The sequence below is a fragment of the Nocardia sp. CDC159 genome (genome assembly GCF_023740735.1).
Lineage (GTDB): Bacteria > Actinomycetota > Actinomycetes > Mycobacteriales > Mycobacteriaceae > Nocardia > Nocardia pulmonis.
In genome coordinates this window covers 65,452-89,095 of the sequence record NZ_JAMRXH010000002.1, presented here as the reverse complement: position 1 = coordinate 89,095, position 23,644 = coordinate 65,452, and the positions used below count along the sequence as shown (strand labels likewise).

Here is a 23,644-nt window from a genome sequence, read left to right as displayed (position 1 = left end):
CGGGCCCGTAACAACGCTCCATCGAACGCGTTTCCGGCGCAATCACCGCGGCGTGGCAACTAATTGCTACTGCTTCCGCGCGGGGATTCGCCGAATGTCGAACTCGGGAATCCGGGTTCGCTCGTCGTACAGGAGAGGCGCCGATGGCACGCACGAAAACCGTCCTGCGCAAGGTGGCGGATCTGGCGCTGGGTGTCGATGTCATGCGGCGGCGCGGGCTGTTCGATCCGCTGCGGCCCGATCTGGCGCTGCGGTCGGCCCGCGATGTCGCCCGCTTCGGGCCGTTCGCGGGTGTGGTTCGCCAGGGCGCGCTGACCCATCCGGAGGCGGTCGCGATCGTCGACGAGGCCGGGGCGCTGACCTTCGGTGAGCTCGACCGGAAGTCCAATGCGCTGGCCCGCGGGCTGGCCGCGACCGGGCTCGGGCCGGGCGATGTGGTGGCGCTGCTCGCCCGCGATCACCGGGGCATGGTGCTGAGCCTGCTGGCGGCCGGCAAGCTCGGGGTGCGCACGGTGCTGATGAACACCGGCTTCGGCGGGCCGCAGCTGGCCGATGTCGCCGCGCGCGAGCGGGCGCGAACGGTGTTGTACGACAGCGAGTTCGGCGGCCTGCTCGCCGCGCTGCCCGCCACCGTCGAGCGCATTCTCACCTGGGTGGACGAGTGGGACGAGGTGGATCCGTCGACCCCGACCGTGGCGAGCCTGGCGGCCGACCGGTCCACCGCGGCGCTGCCCGCGCCGCCGCGACCCGGCGGGATGGTGATGCTCACCAGCGGGACCACCGGCACGCCGAAGGGGATACCGCGCGATCGGACGAGCCCCTTCGCCTCGGCGCAATTCGTGGACCGGATCCCGCTGCCCCGGGGCGCAACGATCGTCATGGCGGCCCCCACCTTTCACGGCACCGGCCTGTCCCAGTTCACCCTCGGCCTGGCGCTGCGCAACCGAGTGGTGTTCCAGCAGCGTCGATTCGATCCCGAGCAGACCCTCGCCCATATCGCCGAGTACCGGGCCGAGGCCCTCGTGCTCGTGCCGACGATGCTGCAGCGCATCCTGAACCTGGGCCCGGAGGTGTTGGCGAAGTACGACACGAGTTCGCTGCGGGTGCTGGTCGCCTCCGGCTCGGCCATGGCCGCCGATGTGGTGACCCGCGCGCTCGATCATTTCGGCGACGTCCTCTACAACATGTACGGCTCCACCGAGTGCACGGTCATCTCGATCGCGACCCCGGCCGAATTGCGCGCCGCGCCCACGACCGCGGGTCGTCCCCCCGTCGGCATCGGTCTGGCCCTCTACGACCAGAACCGCCGCCGGATCACGGTTCCGCATGTGCCGGGCACGATCTTCATCGCCAACCCCCACGCCCACCGGACCTATACCGACGGCCGCGACAAGGAGACCGTCGAGGGCATGATCTCCTCCGGCGACGTGGGCCATTTCGACGACAGCGGCCTGTTGTTCATCGACGGCCGCGACGACGACATGATCGTCTCCGGCGGCGAGAACGTCTTCCCCCAGGAGGTCGAGAACCTGCTGGCCGACCGTCCCGACGTGCTGGAGGCCGCCGTCGTCGGCGTCGACGATCGGGATTTCGGAAAACGCCTGCGCGCCTTCGTCGTTCCCGCGCCGCACGCCGACCGCGACCCCCAGCGGATCAAGGACTACGTCGGGGCCAACCTGGCCCGCTACAAGGTGCCGCGCGAGGTGATCTTCCTCGACGAGTTGCCCCGCAACGCAACCGGCAAACTGCTTCGCAAACCACTGGTCGAGCTGGATCCCGAAAGCCTGCGCTGACCATCGATGCGGATCAGCGGTCCGGCGGCCGCGGCCAGGGCCGCGCCGATCAGGCAGATCCAGGGGAGGCCCGCGCCCTGGCTCAGGGCCACGCCCGCGAGGACGGGGGTGCCGCTGATGCCCAGCTGGAAGGCCGACACCGTGGTGGCTCCGGCGAGGGTCGGGGCGTCGGCGGCGATGGCGAAGACCCGGCCGTAGAGGGCCGGATTGAGGACGAAGGCCCCGATCCCGAGCAGGAATACCGCGAGCACGACCACCCAGGCAGATGCCATCGCGACCGCCAACACGACGGACAGGACGACGATCGCGGCCGTCCCCGCGCCCAGAGCCAGTCCCGGCCTCCGATCGGCGATCCGGCCGCCGATGGACAGGCCGAGGAAGGCCCCGATACCGAACAGGGCGAGCACGGCCGGAATCCACACCTCGGGAACCGAGGTGATATCGGCCAGCATGGCGGCCAGGTAGTTGAAGGTGATCATGTACGCCGCGGTGGTCAGGATCGTGATCGCGTAGACGTTCCACAGCATCGGCCTGCGCATGGTGGCGAGTTCGCGTCGCACGTCCGGCCCCGCGCTCGCCCGCTGATCCGTTGCGGTGGAAGGTATTCCGAGCGCGCATCCGATCATCCCGGCGAGCGTCAGCACCACCACGGCCCAGAATCCGCCGCGCCAGCCGGTGAAGTGGCCGAGCAGAGTTCCCGCGGGTCCTCCGGCGACCATGGCCACGCTCAAACCGCTGACCACGACGCCGGACGCCCGGGCATTGCGGTCCGGAGTCACCAGGCCGATCGCGGTCACCGACGCGATGGCGAAGAAGCCCGCGTACGCGATGCCGGCCACCACGCGGGAGATCAGCAGCATCCGGTAATCGCCGACCAGTCCGGCGGCGACGCTCGCCGCGAAGACTCCCTGGGTGGCCAGCAGCGCGGTGCGCCGTGGCCAGCGCAGGCTCAATACGGCGAACGGCGGCCCGCCGAATACCACCCCCAGGGCGAACGCGGTGATCAGAATTCCCGCCGAGGCGAGCGGAACCCCGAGGTCGGCGGCGACCTCGGGGAGGACACCGGCCAGCAGGAACTCCGCGCTTCCCATCGCGAACAAGCTGAAGCCCAGCAGATACACCCCGGCGGGCAGGGCTCCATCTCGGTTGTGGACCAGTTGCTTGGTATCGGTCATCTGCGAAACACCCACCGTTCTCGTCATATCGGATCGCTTGCGGACGAGCATCGGTGCGCCCCTGCGAGATTGGCCAAGGATGTTGCCGTTTCCGGGACGGGTTGACCCGGATGGTAACGAGCGTTATCTTCTGAACAGGACAACAGGTGAGGTGACGCCATGCCGGTCGGGCCCGGAGCGACGATCGATCCCGAGGCGACCCGCGCGCGGGTGCTGGACGCGGCCGCCCGGCTGTTCTACGAGCGCAGCCTCACCGCGGTGGGTATGCGCGAGATCGCCACGGCGTCCAATGCCTCGCCGCTGACCATCTATCGGTACTTCGAATCCAAGGAGGGGCTGGCCGCGGCGGTGGTGCGGGAGCGCAGCGACCGTATTCACGCCTGGCTGCGGGCCGGTCTGGCCGAGGCGCCCGCGGGGCGGGGGCGGGTGCTCGCCCTGTTCGACCTGCTGGCGCGCTGGTTCGCCGAACAGGGTTTCCACGGCTGCCCGGTGCTCAATTACGTCGCCGACAGCCGCGGCGGACAGTCCGCCCGCGACCTCACCCGCCAGCATCTGGCGCGCTACCGGCAGCTGCTGGAGCAACTGCTGCGCGAGGCGGGCGTGGCCGCGCCGCCGCCGCTGGCCCGCCAGCTGCTGCTGCTCATCGAGGGTGCGGTGGTGGTCACCCAGATCGACGGCGACGGCACGGCGGCAGCGGATGCCCGCGCGGCCGCCGCGGCACTGCTCGACGCCGCCCTGCCGGGCGAGCGGCCCGCCTGAGAGAGGAACGACCATGGGACGCTACGCGCAGCTGGCCTACACCGACTCCGTGCGGCAGGTCCAGCGCGAACAGGGCAGCGCCGCGGCGGCCGAGCGCGCGCTGCGCGGAGGTGCCGACCCGGAACCGCTGCGGGACAACGAGATCGCCTTCATCGAATCCCGCGACGGCTTCTATCTGGCCAGCGTCGGCGAGACCGGCTGGCCCTACGTCCAGTTCCGTGGCGGCCCACCGGGTTTCGCACACGTCCTCGACGAACACACCATCGGCCTCGCCGAGGTGCGCGGTAACCGCCAATACATCACCACCGGCAATATCCGCGCCGACGGCCGGGTCGCCCTGTTCCTGATGGACTATCCGCGCCGCCTGCGCCTGAAGATCTTCGGCCGCGCCGAAACCCGCGCGCTGACCGATGACCCCGCGCTCACCGAGCGCCTGTGCTCGATCCGCACCGACGGCCGCCCCGAGCGCCTGCTGCTCATCCGCGTGGAGGGCTACAACTGGAACTGCCATCAGCACATCACCCCGCGCTACTCCGAGGCCGAACTCGAGCGCGCGCTGACCCCCATCCGCGAGCGGCTGACCCTGCTGGAGCAGGAAAACGCCCGGCTGCGCGCGCAACTGGCGGCGACGTCCTAGCGGAGCGGTCGGCTACGGCTGCTGTCGGGACCGCACCCGCAGGTGGGTGGTCAGCAGCATGTGGTCGAACTCGCTGACCAGACCGGGTGGGCAGGCGGGCAGGTCGTCGAGGTCGGCGAGCAGTTGCTGGGCCAGGTCCCGCAGTTTCGTATTGGTCTCCTGCGATCGCCAGACCAGGACGCGGAAGGCCTGATCGGCGCTGACCTTGTACATGCGCATCAGGACGCCCTTGGCCTGTTCGATCTCCGCTCGGGCGCGGACCACGTCGGGCAGCGTCGCGTTCACCGCCGCGGCTCTGGCCTCGGCGAGCGTGTCGGTGAGGTCGATGTAGAACCCTGACGTGCCGACCGCCTTCCGGTCCTGGTCGTAGATGAGGTCGGCGACCACCATGACGTTGTGCTCGGCTCCGGCGGTGTCGAAGAACCGGTGTCGGCTGGAAAACGCCTCGCGCTGGTTCAGCGACCGATCGATGAGTGCGGCGACGTGTTCGCGATCGGCGGGATGTTTGTGCCGGAGAATCAGTTCGGTGGTGGGCTCGATCTCGCCCGGCACGTAGCCGTGCATCCGGTAGAGGTCCTCCGACCACTCCCAGCGGCGGGTCGCGAACCAGACGCGGAAGCTGCCGACCGTGGGTACTCGGGTGGTCGCCGCGGCCACGTCGGCCGCGTCGCCCGGGGCAAAGTCGATCGGTTCGCTCATCGTTTCCTGGATTCCCGTGCCGGGCGCACCAAACCCTTACCGGCAGTCTCCAGCCGTCTCCGGTTCGGCGGCGCCTTCCAGCCACGCTAGCGGGTCGAGCCGGTCGGGACCGGGTGGGGCGTAGCTGTAGCGATGGACCTCGAAATGCAAATGCGGTGCCACGCCACCGTTGGTGGCCCGGTCCGGATTGATCCGAGCGATCCGCTGCCCGGCCTCGACCCGGGCATTGTGTGGCACCTCGCGCACGATATGCCCGTAGACGGTGGTGCCGCTGCCGTCCTCGGTCGGATGGTCGACAACGAGCCAGCCCGCCGGGTCGGGGCCGCCGAATCCTCTTGCGGCACCGGAGTATACGACGCTGCCGCCCTGGGAGGCGTAGACCGGCATGCCGGCACTGCCGCCGACGCGACCGAAGTCGGCGCCCCAGTGGAAACCATCGGGTCGGGGCCCGAATTCACCGGTGACGATCCGTCCTACGCCGAGCGGCCAGTATCGGACCATATCGCCCTCGAACGGTTTACCTCCGCCTCCGGCTGCGCGAGGGCCTGATCTGTGTCGGCGTGGATCGGCAGTTCGGCGCTCAGTCCGGCCGCCGCCAGCAGGCGGGCCACGACCGGTCGGTCGGCCACCATGCGCAGCTGGACGCCGCGGTGTCGGCAGCGTGCCGATTCCTCGGCCAGCGCAACGTATCCGCGATATCCCATGAAATCGAGGCCCGTGGTGTCCACGATCAGCAGGCCCGACCGTACCGTGGCGGCGGCCTCCCGGAGTAGGCGTCGCCAGGTCGGCAGGGTGTAGGCGTCGACCTCGCCGTCGGTCCGGACGATGACCGCCCGGCCGCGGTGCTCCAGCCGGGTGGACAGTCGACGGCGCGCACCCGCCGGTTCGTCGTCCAGCACGGCGTGGTGACCGAGAAGATTCGCAAGATCGGAGGTAGTGCTCATGGTGCACTCGATTCGTCGGCGCACAACGGTGCGCGATGACACGAAATCGGCCCTGCCCATTCAAGGCTATTCCGCTTCTCCTTCATAGCAGAGGTGCGGGGCCTTGTACATCGCTGCCCCGCGATGCCGGGTTTGCGGATGCCGCATCTTGCTATCCCGAAGAGGACGGGTTCGTCTTCGGACCGAGAGGGTGGGCCCGCCACCAAACCGATGGTTCGGTCGCCCGATGGGTCGGCGGACCCCTGGAGGTCGAGATGAACAGCGCCGATGCCGCGATGGCCGACGAGCTGGTGGCGGCGTTCGCGCGCGCCTCGGGCCTGTGGCTGTCCGCCGAGACCGTGCACACGGCCCTGGAGCTCATCACTTCGCTTGCCGCGCTGACGGTTCCGGGAACGGTGGGCTCCGGCATCACGCTGCTGGATTCGCACGGCGAACGCGTCACCGCCGCGGCGACCGATGCCGTGGTCGAACAGGCCGACGCGGTGCAGTACCGCATCCGGCAGGGGCCGTGCCTGACGGCCTGGGCGGATCGCGTGGTCGTGCGCATCGACGATCTGAACGGCGACCGCCGGTGGCCTCGATGGGCGCGAGAGGCGGCCGGGCTGGGCCTGCGATCCTCGCTCAGCGTGCCGCTGGTCGCCGGATCGCAGGCACTCGGAGCGCTGAAAATCTATGCCGATCAACCGAATTCGTATGGAGAGCGAGAGGAGCACTGGCTCACCCTGTTCGCCGCCCAGGCGGCCCTCCTGCTGGCCAATATGCAGACCGCGCGCGAGGCCGAGCGCGTCAGCGATCTGCTCACGCAGAGCCTGCGCGGGCGGGAGGTGATGGCAATGGCCAAGGGCATCGTGATGGCGCGCGACAGCGTCGACGAGCGCACCGCCTTCCTGAAACTCACGGAGACGGCTCGGCAGCACCGAATGACGGTGCAGCGCGCCGCGGAACGCCTCGTCGGTTCCACGGTGCGGCGGCTTCGGTGAGCGGATGAAGCACGACGGGGCCGAACAGCAGCAGCGCAGTCTCGCGCTGGCGTTACAACGCGCCCAACTGGGCGTGGAGCAGTTGTGGCTGCGGTATTTCGCCATCGGCGGCAGTGCGGGCCTGTGGGAGGTCGACGCCTACGTCCACGGTCTGGGCGCACTGGAGACCCTGCAACGCGATGTGCTCGCGCAGGCGGTGAACGAGCGCCTCGACGAGCTGACCTGGTCGCACCGGGCAACCTATTCCCGGCGGCTGCGCGAGAGCGCGCCGCGCGGACAGATGCTGACCGCGCTGGTGTCACTGCTGGAATCGGCCGAGTTGGCTCCGCCGGAGCGGTTGCCCGTCCTGCTCGAGGCCGCCGGACAAGCTTTGAACGTCCGGATCAGGATGTATCTGATCGACTACGACCAGCGCTTCCTACGTCCGGTCGGCACCGGCCGGGCGAGTGAGAATGCCGGTTCGGATGGTCTTTTGGATGTGGACGCGACACTGGCGGGCCGCGCCTTCCGGCAGGTTCGCATCCTGCCGCAGGCCACCCCGCGTCCGCGGCTGTGGGTGCCGTTGCTGGACGGCGTCGAACGGCTGGGCGTGCTGGAGGTCGAGGTCATCGATGCGGAGGAGCGCTACGACCCCGCGCTGCGCACCCAATGCCGTTGGCTGGCAATGCTGGTGGGGCATCTGGTGACCATCATGGACCAGTACGGCCATGCGCTGGACCAGATCCGGTTGCCCGCGGCTCGCACCGTCGGTAGCGAGCTGATCTGGTCGCTGTTGCCGCCGCTGACCGCCGGGGTGGACAGCTTCGTCGTATCCGCGGTTGTCGAACCGCGCCACAGCAACAGCGGCGACGCGTTCGACTACGACCTCACCGAGCGCACCGCCCGGCTCCTCGTCGTGGATGCCGTCGGACACGATCTGCGCAGCGGCCTGATCGCGGCCACCGCGCTGGCGGCCTACCGCAGCGCTCGGCACGCCGGTCATGGCCTGTACGAGCAGGCCCGGGTGATGGACGTGGCGATCCGAGATCAGTTCGGCCCCGGGGCATTCGCCACCGCCGTCGTCGCCGAGGTGGATCTGCCGACCGGACGACTGCGCTATATCAACGCCGGGCATCCGGAGCCGCTGATCATGCGATCGGGAAAGATCGTCAAGCCGCTCCGGTCCGGTCGCCGCCGACCGTTGGGTATCGGCCAGGGCGAGCTGACTGTCGGTGAGGAGGCCCTGCAGCCCGACGACTGGCTGATCCTCTACACCGACGGCATCACCGAGGCGCGCGACCCGAACGGCGAGTTCTTCGGGGAGGGCCGCCTGGTCGATTTCCTGCGCCGCGAGGCCGCCTCCGGCCACCCGCCGCCCGAAACCGCGCGCCGCCTGATCCGGGCGGTACTCGCCCACCAGCACGGCATCTTCCAGGACGATGCCACCGTCCTGCTCGCCCGCTGGAGCAATCCGGCATCGATGATTGGAGATCGCCGATCCGGGTAAGTCGGAGTCGAACACCTGTTCTGTCGAGCGTGAGGAGCGGCGATGGTGCAGCCGAATCCGGAGAAGGATCCGAACGAGTGGACTACCGGCGACGAGCCGATCACCGGCCCGCAGGAGTCCTATCTGCACACCCTGGCCCAGGAGGCGGGTACGGACGTGCCGGAGGGCCTGACCAAGGCACAGGCGTCGCGGCTGATCGACGAACTCCAGCAGCGCACCGGGCGCGGCGGCTGACGGTCAGCGCGGCGTATGCGGGCGCGGCCGCACCTCCTGGCCGGTCATGAGCGCTCCGGTCGCCGGGAAGGTCTCCTCGAGCATGCCCGCGAGCTCACCGTCGGTGATGGTCGTGGTCGGGCTGTCGACGACGCAGCCCTGCCGCGCGGGCCTGCCCTCGAGCCGGTCGACGACGAAGTTGTAACTCTTGGCCATCCACGAGAAGAAGCCGATCAGATGTTCGGCGATCTGTTCGCGGGTGTAGGTGATCGACTGGCCCGGGTCCTGGCAGTACCAGTCCACCAGCCGGTCGGTGCCCGGGATCGGGATGATCTCGTCGTTCTGGGCGTGATAGACGTACAGCGGCACGCTCGGGCGGTTCTTGCCCAGCCGGGTGTCCTCGATCGCGGCGACGATCGCGGGCTCGGCGAGCAGTCCGCCGGGCTCGGTTCCGGTGTAGCCGCCCAGGAGGTTCCAGAACGGGAAGTCGATGGTCCCGTACGGCGTGTGGCACAACCCGACCTTGGTGGTGGTCACGAATCGGGTGAGCCAGTCGGTCTTGGTGTCCAGTACGCGCTTGATATCCGGATATTCGGTGCTCAGGCCGAAGAGCGCGGGCGCGACCAGTCCGGCGAAGAGGTTGGCATTGTTGTTGCGCGCGACGGCGGGCAGATCGGCCATCACCACACCGCCGATGCCGATGGCCGCGATATTCAGCTCGGGGGCGTAGGTCCGGGCGTTCTCGGCCGCCCACGCCGAGGGTACGCTGCCCCCGGAATAACCGAGCAGTCCGACCGGGGTGTCCTTACCGGAAAGCTGGAGCGGCGCAAAGTTTTCCGCCGCCCGGATGCCATCGAGAGTGGCCTGACCCTCGAGGATCGCCGCGGCGAACGCCGAGTTCGGGCCCTGGTGGTCCGGAATCGATACCGCGTACCCGTTCGACAGGGCCTCGGCGATACCGATATTGCTCTCGAACTGATTGAGGAAGTCCGAGAAGTACGGGATGCTGCCCTGCTGCAATCCGTAGGACGGCGCGCAGTACGCCGCGGTCGAATCCTCCTGGATCTGATAGGACAGCAATTTCCGGCCGGCCGGCGGCGGTGCCCCGCGTCCCCGGATCAGGGTGGTCACGGTGGCTGTCGCGCGGCCGTGGCTGTCGTTGGTGCGGTAGAGCACCTGCCAGGCGTCGACCTGCTCGGGTATCACGTTGAAATAGGAGGATGTGATCTGCCGCGCCTTCAGAATGCCGCCGGGCGGTGTCGCGGCGATATCGCTCGCGGGCGCCCTGTAGAAGGGGTCGAGTTCCGGGGGCAGCACGGCCACCGGCAGCGGCTCGATCGGGATCTCGCCGGTCGGCTGCGCGGTTGCCGAGCCGCCGGACAGCACCCCCGACGACACCGTCACCAGCAGGCAGGCGGCGACACCCGCCCGGCGGCGCCAGGAAATCGCGGCTCCCTTCCGCCCGGCCACGCCTACGCTCCGAGCTGCGGATTGATCGGCACGGCCCGGCTTTCCAACGGGAGCGGGCTCGCCGCGGTGGCGCCCAACCCGGGATCCAGTTGCGTCATCACCACGATTCGCCACCCGTTCCCGCTGTCGGCGACGAGATTCTCGTAGGGGATGCTCTTCCCGATCTCGCCCTTGCCGTCCCGCCATTCCCAGGTGGCGGCGATGATGGCCGCGCGGGCGTTGAGAATGCGGATCGTATGCCCGCATTCGAGCGCATGACCGTGCTCCGGCAGGTGGGTGCCCTCGAACATGGTCACGAATTGGTTCACCACCTCGGCCGCGTCGCGCAGCGACACCGCGCCGCTGCTGGTGATGGACAGCAGCGGTACGGCGAAATAGTCGAACAGTTTCGGGACCTCGCCGGAGACGATCTCGGGAAGCGCATCGAGATAGCTCCCGTACCAGCGGCTGATTTCCTGGGTGAGGGCGGCTGTCGGCGAGGTGTTCACGTGCTGCCTCCGATTGTCGTGTCGGTGATCGCGAGCTCGAACGTGCCATCCGTCATTCGGCACGATACCCGCGTGGAAACCACAATTTGCGTTGACACAGCACCACGAATTCGGGCCGCGGGTGTACGTTGGCACCGACACAATAGGAGGTTGCCGTGGGACCTGTCCTATCCGACGCCGTCACCCGATTTCGCGCCGCCTATCTGGCCCATGACCTGGAAGCGATGACGGCCGAACTCGGGCCGGATTTCGAATTGCACTCCGCGGTGGCGGCCGAACCGATTCGGGGGCGCGATGCGGGACGTCCGCTGTTCCAGGCCCTGTTGGAGGTCTTCGACCACGTTCACTATCTGGGCGAACTGTCGGGGGCGGTCTGGAACTCGGGTCCCGCACAGGCGCGGGTGCTGTTGTTTCGTGGTCATGTCGACAATGTGGCCGCCGACGGTATCGCGCTGCTGCAGGTCGATGATTCCGATCGAATTGCCGTCATGACCAGCATGATCCGGCCGATGGCCGCGATGACGGCATTGAGCGAGCGGATTCACGAGTTCCTCGAGACGGGGCTGTAGCCATTACCGAACCGTGTCCTCTCGAGCATTCAGGAGGAGATATGCGGAAACTCGCCGTCGGATACGGCAGCTAGGGCCGGTCGGACATGTCGGCCGAAAACGAGGAGTGGTCAACCGAATTACGGCAGCGGGTCGCCGATCTGGTGGCGCGCGACGAACAGGTCCGCGCCGCGCTGCCGAGCGCGGAGATCGACGCGGCCCTGCGGCGACCGGATATGCGGCTGGCGCAGATCGTGGCCACGGTCGTGCACGGCTATGCCGACCGCCCGGCGCTCGGTCGGCGGGCGATCGAATTCGTCACCGACGAGACCGGCCGACGCCGGATGCGGCTGCTGGCCGAGTTCGAGACCATCACCTATCGAGAGCTGGGGGAACGAATCGGCGCACTGGCCGCGGCCTGGCATCACGACGCGGAAAGGCCAAGGCGGGCAGGCGATTTTGTCGCGATCCTGGGCTTCGCGAGCGTCGACTACACCACCGTCGACCTCGGCTGTGCGGTACTCGGTCTGGTGTCGGTACCGCTGCAGGCCGGTGCGGCATCGGCGCAGCTGGCAGCGATCGTGGCCGAGACCGAGCCGCGGGTGCTCGCGACCAATGTCGAACAACTGGAGCGGGCGGCGGAGCTGGTGCACGGCGCCGGTTCGGTGGAGTCGCTGGTGGTATTCGACTACCACGCCGAGGACGACGATCATCGTGCCGCCGTGGCGTCGGTCCGCGATCGGCTGGCCGGCGGTGGGGTGCGGGTGGAGATCCTCGACGAGGTGCTCGCGCGCGGGCGGCAAGCTCCGGCCGTGTCGCCGCGCACCGACGGCAATGTGGACGAGCTCGCCCTGCTCATCTACACCTCCGGCAGCACTGGAACGCCCAAGGGCGCGATGTATCCCGAGCGGCTGGTCGCGCGGATGTGGCACGCCGGTGACCGGGTGGCGGTACCGAGCATTGTCTTGAACTATCTGCCGATGAGCCATATCGCCGGACGGAACTCGCTCATGTCGGCCCTCGGCCAGGGCGGCACCGTCTACTTCGCCGCGCGCAGCGATATGTCCACGCTGTTCGACGACATCGCACTGGCGCGGCCGACGGTGCAGTTCCTGGTTCCGCGCGTCTGCGACATGGTGTTTCAGCGGTTCCAGCACGAGGTCGACCGCCGACTGGTCGACGGCGGCGACCAGTCGGCGGTCGAGGAGCAGGTGAGAATCGAACTGCGACAACAGGTTTTCGGTGGCCGATTGCTGACGGTCACGGTCGGTAGCGCACCGCTGTCGGCGGAGATGCGGGCATTCGTGGAATCGGTCCTCGGGATGAGCGTCGTGGACGGCTACGGCGCGACCGAGACCGGGGTGGACATCCTGGTCGACAACAGGATTCAGCGTCCGCCGGTGATCGACTACAAGCTCGTCGACGTGCCCGAGCTGGGTTACTACGGGACCGACACCCCGTTTCCGCGCGGCGAGCTGCTCGTGAAGACCGAAACGCTGATCCCCGGCTACTACCGGCGGCCCGAGCTGAACGAGACGATCTTCGACGACGACGGCTTCTATCGCACCGGCGACGTCATGGCCCAGATCGGGCCGGACCGATTGGCCTATGTCGATCGGCGCAACAATGTGCTGAAGCTGTCGCAGGGTGAATACGTGGCGGTGTCGAAGTTGGAGGCCATCTACGCCACCAGCCTGCTGATCCGGCAGATCTACGTCTACGGCAGCGGCGAACGGGCCTATCTGCTGGCGGTGATCGTGCCGACCACCGACGCACTGGCCGCCTATCCGGACACCGCGGAGCTGAAGGCCGCGATCGGTGCGTCACTGCGCCAGGTGGCCAAGGACGCCGAGCTGAGCTCCTACGAGATTCCGCGTGACTTCCTGATCGAGACCGAGCCGTTCAGCACGGCCGACGGGCTGCTGTCGGGTATTGGAAAGCTGTTGCGGCCCAAGCTGAAACAGCGCTACGGCGAACGACTCGAGCGGCTGTACGACGAGTTGGCCCGGCAGGAGGTCGCCGAACTGCGACGGTTGCGCGGCGGCGACGCGGCCGACCAACCGGCGCTGGCGGGGGTGTGCCGTGCGGTGCGAGCGGTATTGGGTTCGGCTACAACGGATGTGGATCCGGATGCGCATTTCACCGATCTGGGCGGGGACTCGCTGTCTGCGCTGTCGCTGTCGAATCTGCTGAGCGAGATGTTCGGCGTCGAGGTGGATGTCGGCGTCATCGTCAGCGCGGCCAACAGCCTGCGCCAGGTCGCGGACTACATCGAGACGCAACGGCGGTCGGGCCTGCGGCGGCCCACGGCGACGTCCGTGCACGGCACGGGGACGCGGATCCGCACCGCGGACCTCACCCTGGACCGATTCCTCGATGCCGCAACGCTTTCCGCCGCGAGCACGGTCCCGCCCGCACCGCAGCCGGTGCGTACGGTGCTGCTGACCGGCGCCAACGGCTACCTCGGCCGGTTTCTCTGCCTGGAGTGGCTGCAGCGGCTGCACGAGGCGGGTGGCACCGTAATCTGTCTGGTGCGCGGCAGCACCGCCGCCGCGGCCCGGGCCCGGCTCGACGACGCCTTCGACAGCGGCGATCCGGATCTACTGCGGCACTTCCGCACTCTGGCCGAGGGCACGCTGGAGGTGCTGCCCGGCGATATCGGCGATCCGAATCTCGGCCTGGCCGAACGGGATTGGAGACGATTGGCCGACGCGGTCGACGTGATCGTGCACGCCGCCGCGCTGGTGAACCACGTCCTGCCCTACGGTCAGCTGTTCGGCCCCAATGTGGTCGGCACCGCGGAGATCATTCGGCTGGCGCTCACCGGCCGCCGCAAACCGCTCACCTACCTGTCCTCGGTGGCGGTGACCACGCAGATAGATCTCGCGAAATTCACCGAGGACGGCGACATTCGCCGGATGAGCGCGGAGCGCTCGATCGACGACAGCTACGCCAACGGCTACGGCAACAGCAAATGGGCCGGAGAGGTGCTGCTGCGCCAGGCCCACGACCTGTGCGGCCTGCCGGTGACGGTGTTCCGATCGGACATGATCCTGGCCCACACCCGCTACGCGGGCCAGCTGAACATCGCCGACATGTTCACCCGCCTGCTGCTGAGCCTGCTCACCACCGGCCTCGCCCCGCGCTCGTTCTACCGCCTCGACGCCACCGGCCACCGCCAGCGCGCGCACTACGAGGGCCTGCCCGTCGACTTCACCGCCGCGGCCGTCACCACCCTGGCAAAGCCCACCGGCTTCGACACCTTCGACGTCCTCAACCCGCACGACGACGGCATCTCTCTGGACACCTTCGTCGACTGGCTGATCGAGGCCGGACATCCGATCGACCGCGTCGACGACTACTCCGAATGGCTCTCGCGCTTCGAGGCCGCCCTGCGCGCCCTCCCCGAACCCCAACGCCAACAATCGGTCCTACCCTTGCTACAGGCCTACCGCCATCCCGCCGACCCGATCCGCGGCGCCCTCCTGCCCGCCAAGAAATTCCAGTCCGCCGTCCAGTCCGCCGCCCTCGGCCCCACCCGCGACATCCCCGACCTGACCCCGCAGCTGATCGAGAAGTACGTCAGCGACCTGAAGCTGCGAAAGCTGTTGTGAATCAAGGGAAGGCACCCCACATGGACCCAACCGCCTACAACTCCAGCGCCTACCTAGCCGGCGTCGAATGGTAACCGTGGTGAACAGCGGGTCCCCCTGAAGCCAACTGGTCATTGAAGCGGACTTGGCGCTGTGATCGGCGGTGGGGCTGTGGGTTGGGCCGAGTGGTGTGGATTCACTGGCCAGTTCCGGATCAGCTCTTGCTTCGGCAAAGTCCAGCCAGGTCGCATCGGTCACAGTGGGAACACCACGAGGGTAGGCGGGGCAGATGGTTGGCGCGCAGGGCGTCCCCGGCCTCCTTGATGCGGATCTTCACGGCCGACAGAAGTGATTCCTCGACCTCTTCCCGGGTGCTCTTCCCTTCCTCATCGAGATTGAGCACCTCGATGAGGTCGGCATCATGACCGGTGAGTTCTTCGTACCCGACTGCGTAAACATGCAGCTGATCCCGTGTGACATCCTCGGCCTGCGCCCTGTCTGTCGACTTGAAATCGACGATTGCGAGCTCGTCGGTGTCGAGCCTCCGGATCAGATCGATCCGGCCATCGACCGTGATGCCCGGAGCGATGTGCACCTGAATCTGCTTCTCCGAATGGACAGTCCGGGGGATATCGTCACCGTGCGTGGCGAAGTAGCGCTCGATGGCGGCTTTGGCAGACCGCTTCAGCGTATCCCGGAGTTCCAGGTCTGCGAAGGGTGTATACAGATGCCGCTCGACCAGTTCCTCGGCGTACGAGGCATCAAGGACCTCGCCGGCCACAGCCTTCTTGTGCACTTCGGCGAGTGCATCGTGCAGGCCCTTGCCATATCCGATGGCTTCGTGCACTGGTGGGTTGAAACCGTAGAGGAAGCGAAGCTTGAACGAGTATGGACACTCGAACAAATACTTCAACTCGGAGAACGAGAACGTGACCTGTGGAACCTCGTGCAGCGCACGGGGCTCGATCCGTTTCAGCAGCGGCCGGAGGCTCGGCCGGGTCGATACCCAGGGGTTGCCAGTGCAGTGAGTGAAGAATTCGGACTGCTTTCGGTACATTTGGTTCGGCCCGGGCGAGTAAGTGACTGCTAGATACTTCTGCGCCCTCGTGATCGCGACATAGAACAGCCGAGTCTCGTCCTCGACCGTCCCACGGTACCGGTCCGCGTCCTCGATCGCCTCCTCAGGGACGATGTGAAAGACGCCAAGGCCGCCTTGGCGCTTCGAGGGAAAGCGGTTGCGGCGCAGACAGGGGATAAACACCGCTGGCCACTGCATGCCCTTCGCCTGATGCACCGTGGACAGCATGACGGCGTCGGGTGAGGCGTAGCCGACATCTGCGTCGGACTCCGCGTAATAGTCGGGCGCCTGATGCTCGAGCCATTTCGCAAACGTGGCGTACTTCTCGGCAGGCTCGGTGTTGAAGTTGATCTGCTCGAAGTCGGAGATCACCTGGCTGAACTTGCCAAGCTGGTAGAACACCAGCTCGCCCCGCCCAGGCAGGCCGGGGACAGTCTCTTCGCGAAGCTGCAACGCCTCTAGGAAATCCAGGTAGAGACGTTGGATATTGTAAACACCCCAGCGGGCGCCGCGATCGAAGTCACGTCCCTGCTCGAGGACCGCGAGCGCGGGCTCCCACCGATGCGGCTCCGGAAGTAGGTCGGCATGATCCCAGAGCGCACGGAGATCTCCGGCTGACAGCTCACGCGCCATGAATCTGAAAATGCCGACAACGGCTCGGATTTCGGCGCTCTCGAAGAGGCGATTCAATCCCTTTACCACGTATGGGATACCGCGCTGCTGCAGTTGGGCAACCAGCGGGTCGGCGTCCTTGGCCACCGAGCGGAACAAGACCGAGAAGTCGGACCACGACAGTCCGCGTGGTGAAGATTCCGGGTCGTCGCGGAAAAGGACACCGCGCAGCTCTTCGATCCGATCGCAGATCCAACGTGCCTCGGCGCCAGCGTCGGCGAAATCGAGAGCGAGCAGGTCGCCACGCTCCCACTGCTGACGCTCGACCGACACCATCTCCTTCGCCAGCCGTTGATTGCGCGGAATGCGCTCGGCCACCGACTGTCCTAGCTCCACGATCCCCCTGCTCGACCGAAAGTTGTCCGCCAGCGTGACCTTTCGGACGCCGACATAGCGCTTATCGAAGGTGATGATGTTGGAAACCTGACTGCCACGCCACTGATAGATCGTCTGGTCGTCATCGCCGACCACGCACAAGTTGGCGCCGAACCGAACCAGTCCCTCGACGAGCCGCTCCTGGAGGGCGTTGACGTCCTGGTATTCATCGACCACCACGTACTTGATGTCGTCGCGGATGTGCGCCTGGACCACACGCGCATCCTTATCCTCGGCGGGATCGCCGGACAGCAGTTGCACCGACTGGTTAATCAACTCGGTGAAATCGAAGCTCGCATGACGATTAAGGAGTGTCACGTAGGCGACGAACGATTGCCACACCTCGGCTGGCACGAGGTCGTCGGCGATTTCGTCCTCGCGAAGCACGCTCATAACTTGCAGGAAGAGTCCTGAATGGATATAGCGCCGCAACGTCGGCACCCGCGATGAAGACGTCGGACATGTAGTGAGCCCGGACTTCCGACTGTTGCGGTCGACCAGCAGCCGAGCCGTGATCTCGGTGAGCACCGAGAACTTGAAGGTGTCGGGCACGAGCCGCTGCAGCAGATCCCGGCAGTAGCCGTGCATGGTGCCGATGTACATTTCGGCCATCCCGGTAATCGTGCCGTGCTGCTTCTCGACCATGCGTAGCACACGATCCTTCAATTCCGCCGCTGCCCTATCGGTGAAGGTGAACGCGACAACGTTGCGGGGCTCGACTCCCGGCAGCGCGAGGATGTCGGCGATTCGCTGAGAGATCACCTGGGTTTTCCCCGAGCCGGCGCATGCGATGATTTGCAGGGGCTCGTCAAGACAAGCGATAGCTTCCTGCTGGGAAGCGGTGTACTCGGTCATCACACCTCGAGCACTTTCATGACTTCGTCGCCGTAGTCGTTGATCACTTTCACCGCAATCATGCCGCTCTCCGGCCGTGGGAACGGGCGGGATTCGGTGCGGTACAGCGACTCCCACGCAGCCGCGTCGACTTCGGCTCTGAGGGCGATCTTGAGCCGTTTGTACGGGTCACCGCCGCCCGTGAAGTAGCAGTGCCGGACGAAGAACGACTCCTCATTGTAATCAGTATCGATCATCCACAGCGCGATCTGGCTCGTATCTTTGCTGCGGACCTTGCCCGTGGTCGGGTCGTAGACGTCGACCCCATTGATGGTGACTACGTAGCCCTCGGGCGTTTCGGTCATATCGATGTCTGGCTCGCCGAAGACAGTGAACAGGTTTCCGGCACCGGTCTTGCGTAGCTGTTCGCCCATAAGCAGATCGGGATTCATCCTGACCATCAGCACCGGCAACCTGCCGAGCCGGCGAGAACCCGCGACGTTCGCAAATCCGTCGTCCGAGGTGTCCACGGTCACGCCGTCCTCCTCGGTGATGCCGGTGACCTGTGGATCGAACGCGAAGGCGAGGATGCAGAGCAGGTCCACGCTCTCCGCCCTAATCGCTTCACGCGCCGCCTGCTTGACGTAGGAGGCGCTGACTGTGCCGTATTGCGGGCCGACGGCGATTGCAATGCGGGCGGGCTCGCCCGGTTCGTCGCCGTTTGTCGCCTCTCGTTCACCGATGGCCTGGATGTAGGTGCCGGCGTAGGTCGCGAAAGCCACGAACGTGATTCGCTCGTTGCGGCGCCCATTCTGGATTCCGGCCTTGGCGAGGTTGTCGAGGATCGACTGCTCGAAGGTCGGCGCGTCCGCCTCCTTTGCCGCTTCCGTTTCACAGCGTGATTCGGCGGTTACCGACTCCGGACCTGGGAACGCCAGCGAGCGGTGCGGGCTCAGCGACTCGACAGTGAAGGGGCCGGAGACACGAACCTTCCGCTTGTCCTCGCAGGGCTTGTCGTAGAGCAGTTCGAACTCGGCGTGCCGCTTGATCGCGTCGTCGATCTCTTTGCGGCTCATGCCTTCCTTGATGTCTGGGTTGTTCGCGATGGACTTCAGGGTGATGTGCTGGACTCGCTCGTAGACGAAGCCATGACGTATGTCGTTGGTGAAATCCTTGCGGGGCAGGGGCTGAACAGTGAGCGATTGTTCTTTGGCATAGCCATCTGCTGAATCAGCAAGCAGGTGCCACGGATACTTCGCACCCATGATGCGTTGGCGGGCCAGGGCCAACGCAACGCGGGAGGTGTCGATAGTGATCCAGCGGCGCCCCCACTGCTCGGCTACGAACGCTGTCGTACCGGAGCCGCAAGTCGGGTCGACGACGAGGTCACCCGGGTCGGTACACATAAGTAGACACCGCTCGACTGCCGATGTAGCTGTTTGAACTACATAGACCTTCGGGTCCGCCCGGCTCTGAATACCACCGATATCGGGCCAACTATTCGTCAGTGGAAAGGCCGGGAAGTCGTCAAAATAACGGATATACGAAAGTGTTCTTCCTGTCAGTGCGACTCGTTGAGCCGCCACGAGCTTTCCCATGCCAGTGATGTTCGTTTTCCATCCACCTGACTGGGGCTTGACAGTTTTCCCATCGATAGTGACTGGAAAGACGGTAGTTTGACCGACGCGTGTCGTTTGGGAGGTGAGGTTGTCGTAGCGAAGAAGCCGTGCCTGTTGTCCGTCGATGAGCTGCGATGCAGGAATTCTTGAACCGTCGGCCAGCTCTGCCGTGGTGTATTTCCCCGCCCCAGCGCCACCGTGCTCTCGCAGCCGGTACAGTTGGCGGTACTTCACGCGATCCATAGCGCGCGCGTACCAGATTATGAAACTATTTACGGATGGCAACACGTTTGTCCCACCTGCAAAACTGCCGGCGCCTGATGTGGTCGAGAAAGAAATTTGGCTGACAAAGTTCTCACTACCGAAGACTTCATCCATCAAACTCCGCACGAGATGTACGTTCTCGTCACCAATTTGTACGAAGCATGATCCCGACTCGGTGAGCAATTCTCGCGCCATAAGCAATCGGTCGCGCAGATACGACAGGTACGAGTGGATTCCCAACTCCCACGTATCCCGAAAAGCCTTAATCTGCTCAGCTTCCCGAGCGGCATCCTCGAGCTTGCCGTCTTTGACGTCCCGCTTCCGCGCCGATACTTGCCAATTGGACCCGAATTTGATCCCGTACGGCGGGTCGATGTAGACCATCTGCACCTTGCCGCGCAACTGCTCTCGGTCGGCCAGCGAGGCCATCACCTGAAGAGAGTCACCTAGGATTATCCGGTTCGACCATTTGGCGCCGTGATTGTAGAAATCGAGCCGGTCAAGTTCGGGAAGTCCGTCGAAGTCGGCGAAGTCGTCGAAGAGGCTCGGTTCCGGCTCATTTCCCGGACGCTTGGCGGTCCGGCGAAGGTTTTCTATCAGCACGCGCGGGGCAATCTTTTCTTGGATGTATATCGGCGGAGCATCCGTAACCAGGTCGTTGCCTGCCCCGTTGGCATCGTACTTGCCCTTCCACACCAATTGCGGGTCCAGGCTCTCGTCGCGCTCCAGTCGAACCTTCCGAACGGCCTCGACCTCCGGCCCGACGAATTCTTGTGCGTCGGCGGTCGGGATGTTGGCGCGTTTGTCGGTGTGCCGGATGGCGTCGACTGCGGTCGGGCCGGCCGGGGTGTTCCTACGCGCCACGTGCGCTCCTCCAGATGTCGAGGTCCAGCAGGTCAGGGTCGCCGATGATCGGCGCATTGTCGTACAGCTGCCGGATCGCGTCCGCCAGCCTCGTCTTGAACTCAAGCGGATTGGTCATCTCGACGTAGCCCCACCGTCCGAATCCGCCGTGGTTGTTCACGGCGACGCACCACGAGTTCCGTGCAGTCTCCGCTTTCGCCTGCGTCGGGCCGGGACTCTTCCGGCTACCGGACACCTCGATAATTAGCGTGCGGGGGACATCTTCAGAATCGCGCTGTCGCAAACGCACCAGGAAGTCGGGCAGATACGAGTGGTTGCGGCCCTTGTGCACGTACGGGATGATGAACCCGAGGTGGTCATTCTTGACGTAGGAATGGACATTGTCGTTGAGTTCCAGTTCCGCGGCGAGCAGCTGTTCCCAGGTGTTGCCGTCTTTGCCGTCGAGGGTCACGTGAGAGACCTCCGATTTCACTGCTTCGACCGCCGCCTTGCGGGTCGGGAAACAGACTTCGCCGGTGGAACCTTCGGGGTCGAAGCGGTTGAGCATCGGACGCAATCGGTCACGGCGGTCGCCTTGTTCACGAACGATCGCATCCCAGATCTTTTCGCTCGCCTCGACCTGAGCCTCCGTGATGGTCATCAGGTAACCGAGATCATACGGCGGTGTGATGGTCACGCAACGATCGAGCCATTCAGCGCAAATCTGCACGAGTTCCGGAAATAGCCACGGCCGCCGATCCTCGCCTGTGTTCAGCCACCTATCCAGAACGCGCTTGGCGAGGGCGTAGGCGACCTCCTGCTTCCGGTACTTCCGGTGGTCGCCGCCTTCGTGCTCGGAGGCGCCGACAACCCCCTGCATCTCGACCCAGCGCGGTACCGTGTTGGGGCCTATCACGAAAGTGGGCAGGCCTTCCGGGTCGAACACGAGGGGTTCGTCCGGTATTTCGACCCGATATCCGTCCAGTTTTGGGAACGTGATCCCCAGATGCTCCCGGCCCTTAGTCGCACAGACCTCGATGACCGGTCGCGGAGGCATCGGATCCGGCAACGGCTTGTCCGACGAAATGAATTGGAACGGAATGCCGTACACGTTTGCGTATTCGGGCTCGAAGTGCCCGGTCTCCGGATTCACGGCATACGAACGCCGCCGCAGGCCCCGCCCAACCACCTGCTCGCACAGCAGCTGGCTGCGGAAGGCACGCACTCCGAGGATGTGGGTGACTGTGTTGGCGTCCCAGCCTTCGGTAAGCATCGACACACTCACGACACAACGAATCTGCTCGCCGAGCTTGCCACGCTTGCCGACGGTGTTCATCACTTCGCGAAGCAGCTCGTCGTCGCCGATCTTCTCGATGTCTGCGCCTGGATTGCGCAGCCGGTACTCCTGTTTGAACGCGAGGATCTCCGCGCCGGCGGCCTGCTTGAAATCGGCCTTGATGCCCCCACCCGACTCCAACTGGGCCGAGTCGATGAGGATCGTGCGCGGCCGAGCCAGTGGTCTACCATCCACGACGTTGCTCAACAGCTCGAGGTTGCCAGGCCGATGCGCAACGACTTCGTCGTCCTGGACTACCTCTTCACCAGCGATCCACTCGTAGACCAGCTTGCTCACCGCCGTGTTCGGACAGACGACAATGAAGACCGGTGGAGTCTCGCCATGGTGGCGCAGGACGGATTCCCAATGCGCGAACGCCCGTTCGTAACTGCGGTAGAGACTACGCAACGCACCCTCGAGCTCGGGCTGCGGAATCCAGTTGTCGACCACGCCTCGGGCGGCACGCTTGGGCAGGCTCTTACCCACGAACTCCCACAGCCGCAGGTACGTCACCAGCGGGTGCGCCGCGTCGTCGTCAACCGGTGTACGGGGCACCTTGACGATACCCGACTCGATGGCGTCCATCAGCGAGAAGTCGCTCACGGTCCACGGGAAGATATGGCCCTCGTTGTACCCGGAGCCGCTCAGATAGAACGGGGTGGCTGAGAGATCGTAAATCTGTTTGATCCCAGCATGTTTTGCCACCGCCTGCAGACCCTTGAACCAGACCCGGGCCTCCTCATTCGCCTCCTGCTCCTCGGCTGTGAGCTTCACCCCGGAACTCACCGGGCGGTCCTGATAGCAGTGGTGGGCCTCATCGTTGAGCACGACGATCTGCTGCTGGTTCTTGGCGGTCACGCCCAGATTGCGTAGCACCCGGGACACCATTGCTTGCGGCGTCTCCCTGAACGGGTCGTCAGGGCGATCGCCTCGCAGAAGCAGCCTGGTGTTGCGCGCGATCCCGCGTACTTCCTTGGCGTCCCGGAGGAGGAAGGAGTGATAGTTGGTGATCGCGACGCGGGCCTGCTCGAGTCCGCCCCGGAGATCGGTCGGGATCAGATCACGCAGGTCATAGTAGTTGTCCGGGTCCTCCGGTAGCAGAACGCGCAGCCGGTCCCGGATGGTGATGCCGGGTGCGACCACGAGAAAGCGATTGGTGAAACGCGCGTCGCGTGGCGAGTACATCTTGTTCAACGTATGCCATGCGATGAGCATCGCCATCACTACGGTCTTGCCCGAGCCGGTGGCCATCTTCAGTGCGACTCGGGGGAGCCCCGCGTTATGCGAGTCGTTCTCCGGCTCAAGCCGCTTGCGCCAGTCGGTCATGCCCTTACGGCCGGCGACCTCCGTTAGGAAGATGGCAGTCTCCGCGGCCTCTCGTTGACAGAACAGCACCCGGTTCTCGCGCTCCGGATCGGCCCAGTGCTGCAGCAGCTTACGGCTGATCGCTGTAGCTCCGTCGTAGTGTCCGCCGCGGCGCCAGCGGTCGACGTCGCGACGCAGGTCGTTTATCAGTCTGTTGCGCACGGTGCGTTCCCCGGTAAGCAGGTCGAACTCTCCCTGCACCGCGTCGCTCTGCCCTTTCCTGGACAACGCAATCGGGATGAACGATTCACTGGGCCTGCGCCCGTCGCGGATGACACCGGTGGGGCCGTTGTTGATCTCGTAGTAGCGGTCCGGCTGCTCGTACGGTGAGTTTAGGATCGGATTGTCGATAGCCTGGCCCGTCACCGTTCCCCCTGTCTGTCTTCAGCTACCTGTCGAGGCTCTGACACGGACTCCCACCTTAGTGGGTACCGAGGTTGATCATCGCCATGATGACTGTTTCCGTCCAGGAC

The 23,644-nt window shown here is 65.7% G+C and carries 17 protein-coding genes; 8 read left to right on the top strand and 9 right to left on the bottom strand.

What is annotated here, in order from left to right:
* Positions 1 to 143: 143 nt before the first annotated feature.
* On the top strand, positions 144 to 1,793 hold the full coding sequence (locus NDR87_RS04115; RefSeq protein WP_251910131.1) for an acyl-CoA synthetase: 1,650 nt from the start codon (positions 144 to 146) through the stop codon (positions 1,791 to 1,793).
* Here NDR87_RS04115 and NDR87_RS04110 read toward each other — a convergent pair.
* Positions 1,685 to 2,968: an MFS transporter gene (locus NDR87_RS04110; protein WP_251910132.1), complete on the bottom strand. Its 1,284-nt coding sequence runs from the start codon at positions 2,966 to 2,968 to the stop codon at positions 1,685 to 1,687. The two genes, NDR87_RS04115 and NDR87_RS04110, sit on opposite strands and share 109 nt — an antisense overlap.
* Positions 2,969 to 3,127: 159 nt before the next feature.
* Between NDR87_RS04110 and NDR87_RS04105 the strand changes: the two genes are divergently transcribed.
* Complete coding sequence (locus NDR87_RS04105; protein ID WP_251910133.1) at positions 3,128 to 3,727, top strand: TetR/AcrR family transcriptional regulator; 600 nt, start codon at positions 3,128 to 3,130, stop codon at positions 3,725 to 3,727.
* Positions 3,728 to 3,740: 13 nt separating this feature from the next.
* On the top strand, positions 3,741 to 4,364 hold the full coding sequence (locus tag NDR87_RS04100; protein WP_251910134.1) for a pyridoxamine 5'-phosphate oxidase family protein: 624 nt from the start codon (positions 3,741 to 3,743) through the stop codon (positions 4,362 to 4,364).
* 12 nt (positions 4,365 to 4,376) lie between these two features.
* On the opposite strand, the gene NDR87_RS04095 is transcribed toward NDR87_RS04100, so the two are convergent.
* Genes NDR87_RS04095 through NDR87_RS04085 form a run of 3 tightly spaced genes read right to left on the bottom strand, consistent with a single transcriptional unit; the run spans position 4,377 to position 6,007 of the window.
* Positions 4,377 to 5,063 carry a PAS and ANTAR domain-containing protein gene (locus NDR87_RS04095; RefSeq protein WP_251910135.1) on the bottom strand — a complete coding sequence of 229 codons (687 nt, stop codon included), beginning with the start codon at positions 5,061 to 5,063 and terminating at the stop codon, positions 4,377 to 4,379.
* A gap of 36 nt (positions 5,064 to 5,099) precedes the next feature.
* Positions 5,100 to 5,564, bottom strand: a complete 465-nt coding sequence (locus tag NDR87_RS04090) for a peptidoglycan DD-metalloendopeptidase family protein (RefSeq protein WP_251910136.1) — start codon at positions 5,562 to 5,564, stop codon at positions 5,100 to 5,102.
* Positions 5,537 to 6,007, bottom strand: coding sequence for an anti-sigma factor antagonist (locus NDR87_RS04085; RefSeq protein WP_251910137.1), 471 nt, complete (start codon positions 6,005 to 6,007; stop codon positions 5,537 to 5,539). The genes NDR87_RS04090 and NDR87_RS04085 overlap by 28 nt, the downstream gene beginning before the upstream one ends.
* 254 nt (positions 6,008 to 6,261) lie before the next feature.
* On the opposite strand from NDR87_RS04085, the gene NDR87_RS04080 reads away from it, so the two are divergent.
* Genes NDR87_RS04080 through NDR87_RS04070 form a run of 3 tightly spaced genes read left to right on the top strand, consistent with a single transcriptional unit; the run spans position 6,262 to position 8,707 of the window.
* Entirely contained in the window at positions 6,262 to 6,987 is a 726-nt protein-coding gene (locus tag NDR87_RS04080) for a GAF and ANTAR domain-containing protein (RefSeq protein ID WP_251910138.1), read from the top strand.
* A 4-nt stretch (positions 6,988 to 6,991) separates the two neighbouring features.
* Entirely contained in the window at positions 6,992 to 8,473 is a 1,482-nt protein-coding gene (locus NDR87_RS04075; RefSeq protein ID WP_251910139.1) for a PP2C family protein-serine/threonine phosphatase, read from the top strand.
* A gap of 42 nt (positions 8,474 to 8,515) precedes the next feature.
* The gene (locus NDR87_RS04070; RefSeq protein ID WP_251910140.1) at positions 8,516 to 8,707 is read left to right on the top strand and encodes a DUF3072 domain-containing protein; all 192 of its coding nucleotides are present in this window, start codon (positions 8,516 to 8,518) and stop codon (positions 8,705 to 8,707) included.
* A gap of 3 nt (positions 8,708 to 8,710) precedes the next feature.
* On the opposite strand, the gene NDR87_RS04065 is transcribed toward NDR87_RS04070, so the two are convergent.
* Positions 8,711 to 10,156, bottom strand: a complete 1,446-nt coding sequence (locus NDR87_RS04065) for a lipase family protein (RefSeq protein WP_251910141.1) — start codon at positions 10,154 to 10,156, stop codon at positions 8,711 to 8,713.
* A gap of 2 nt (positions 10,157 to 10,158) precedes the next feature.
* On the bottom strand, positions 10,159 to 10,644 hold the full coding sequence (locus NDR87_RS04060) for a hypothetical protein (protein ID WP_251910142.1): 486 nt from the start codon (positions 10,642 to 10,644) through the stop codon (positions 10,159 to 10,161).
* A gap of 155 nt (positions 10,645 to 10,799) precedes the next feature.
* Between NDR87_RS04060 and NDR87_RS04055 the strand changes: the two genes are divergently transcribed.
* Both NDR87_RS04055 and car read left to right on the top strand, forming a co-directional pair.
* Positions 10,800 to 11,213: a nuclear transport factor 2 family protein gene (locus NDR87_RS04055; protein WP_251910143.1), complete on the top strand. Its 414-nt coding sequence runs from the start codon at positions 10,800 to 10,802 to the stop codon at positions 11,211 to 11,213.
* Between the two features lie 86 nt (positions 11,214 to 11,299).
* Positions 11,300 to 14,806 carry a carboxylic acid reductase gene (gene car, locus NDR87_RS04050; RefSeq protein ID WP_251910144.1) on the top strand — a complete coding sequence of 1,169 codons (3,507 nt, stop codon included), beginning with the start codon at positions 11,300 to 11,302 and terminating at the stop codon, positions 14,804 to 14,806.
* A 193-nt stretch (positions 14,807 to 14,999) separates the two neighbouring features.
* Here car and NDR87_RS04045 read toward each other — a convergent pair whose 3' ends face one another.
* Genes NDR87_RS04045 through NDR87_RS04035 form a run of 3 tightly spaced genes read right to left on the bottom strand, consistent with a single transcriptional unit; the run spans position 15,000 to position 23,537 of the window.
* Positions 15,000 to 17,765, bottom strand: coding sequence for an ATP-dependent DNA helicase (locus tag NDR87_RS04045; protein WP_251910145.1), 2,766 nt, complete (start codon positions 17,763 to 17,765; stop codon positions 15,000 to 15,002).
* Complete coding sequence (locus NDR87_RS04040) at positions 17,765 to 20,491, bottom strand: site-specific DNA-methyltransferase (RefSeq protein WP_251910146.1); 2,727 nt, start codon at positions 20,489 to 20,491, stop codon at positions 17,765 to 17,767. Before NDR87_RS04040 ends, NDR87_RS04045 begins: the two co-directional genes overlap by 1 nt.
* Positions 20,481 to 23,537, bottom strand: a complete 3,057-nt coding sequence (locus tag NDR87_RS04035) for a BPTD_3080 family restriction endonuclease (protein ID WP_251910147.1) — start codon at positions 23,535 to 23,537, stop codon at positions 20,481 to 20,483. The genes NDR87_RS04040 and NDR87_RS04035 overlap by 11 nt, the downstream gene beginning before the upstream one ends.
* Positions 23,538 to 23,644 lie beyond the last annotated feature (107 nt).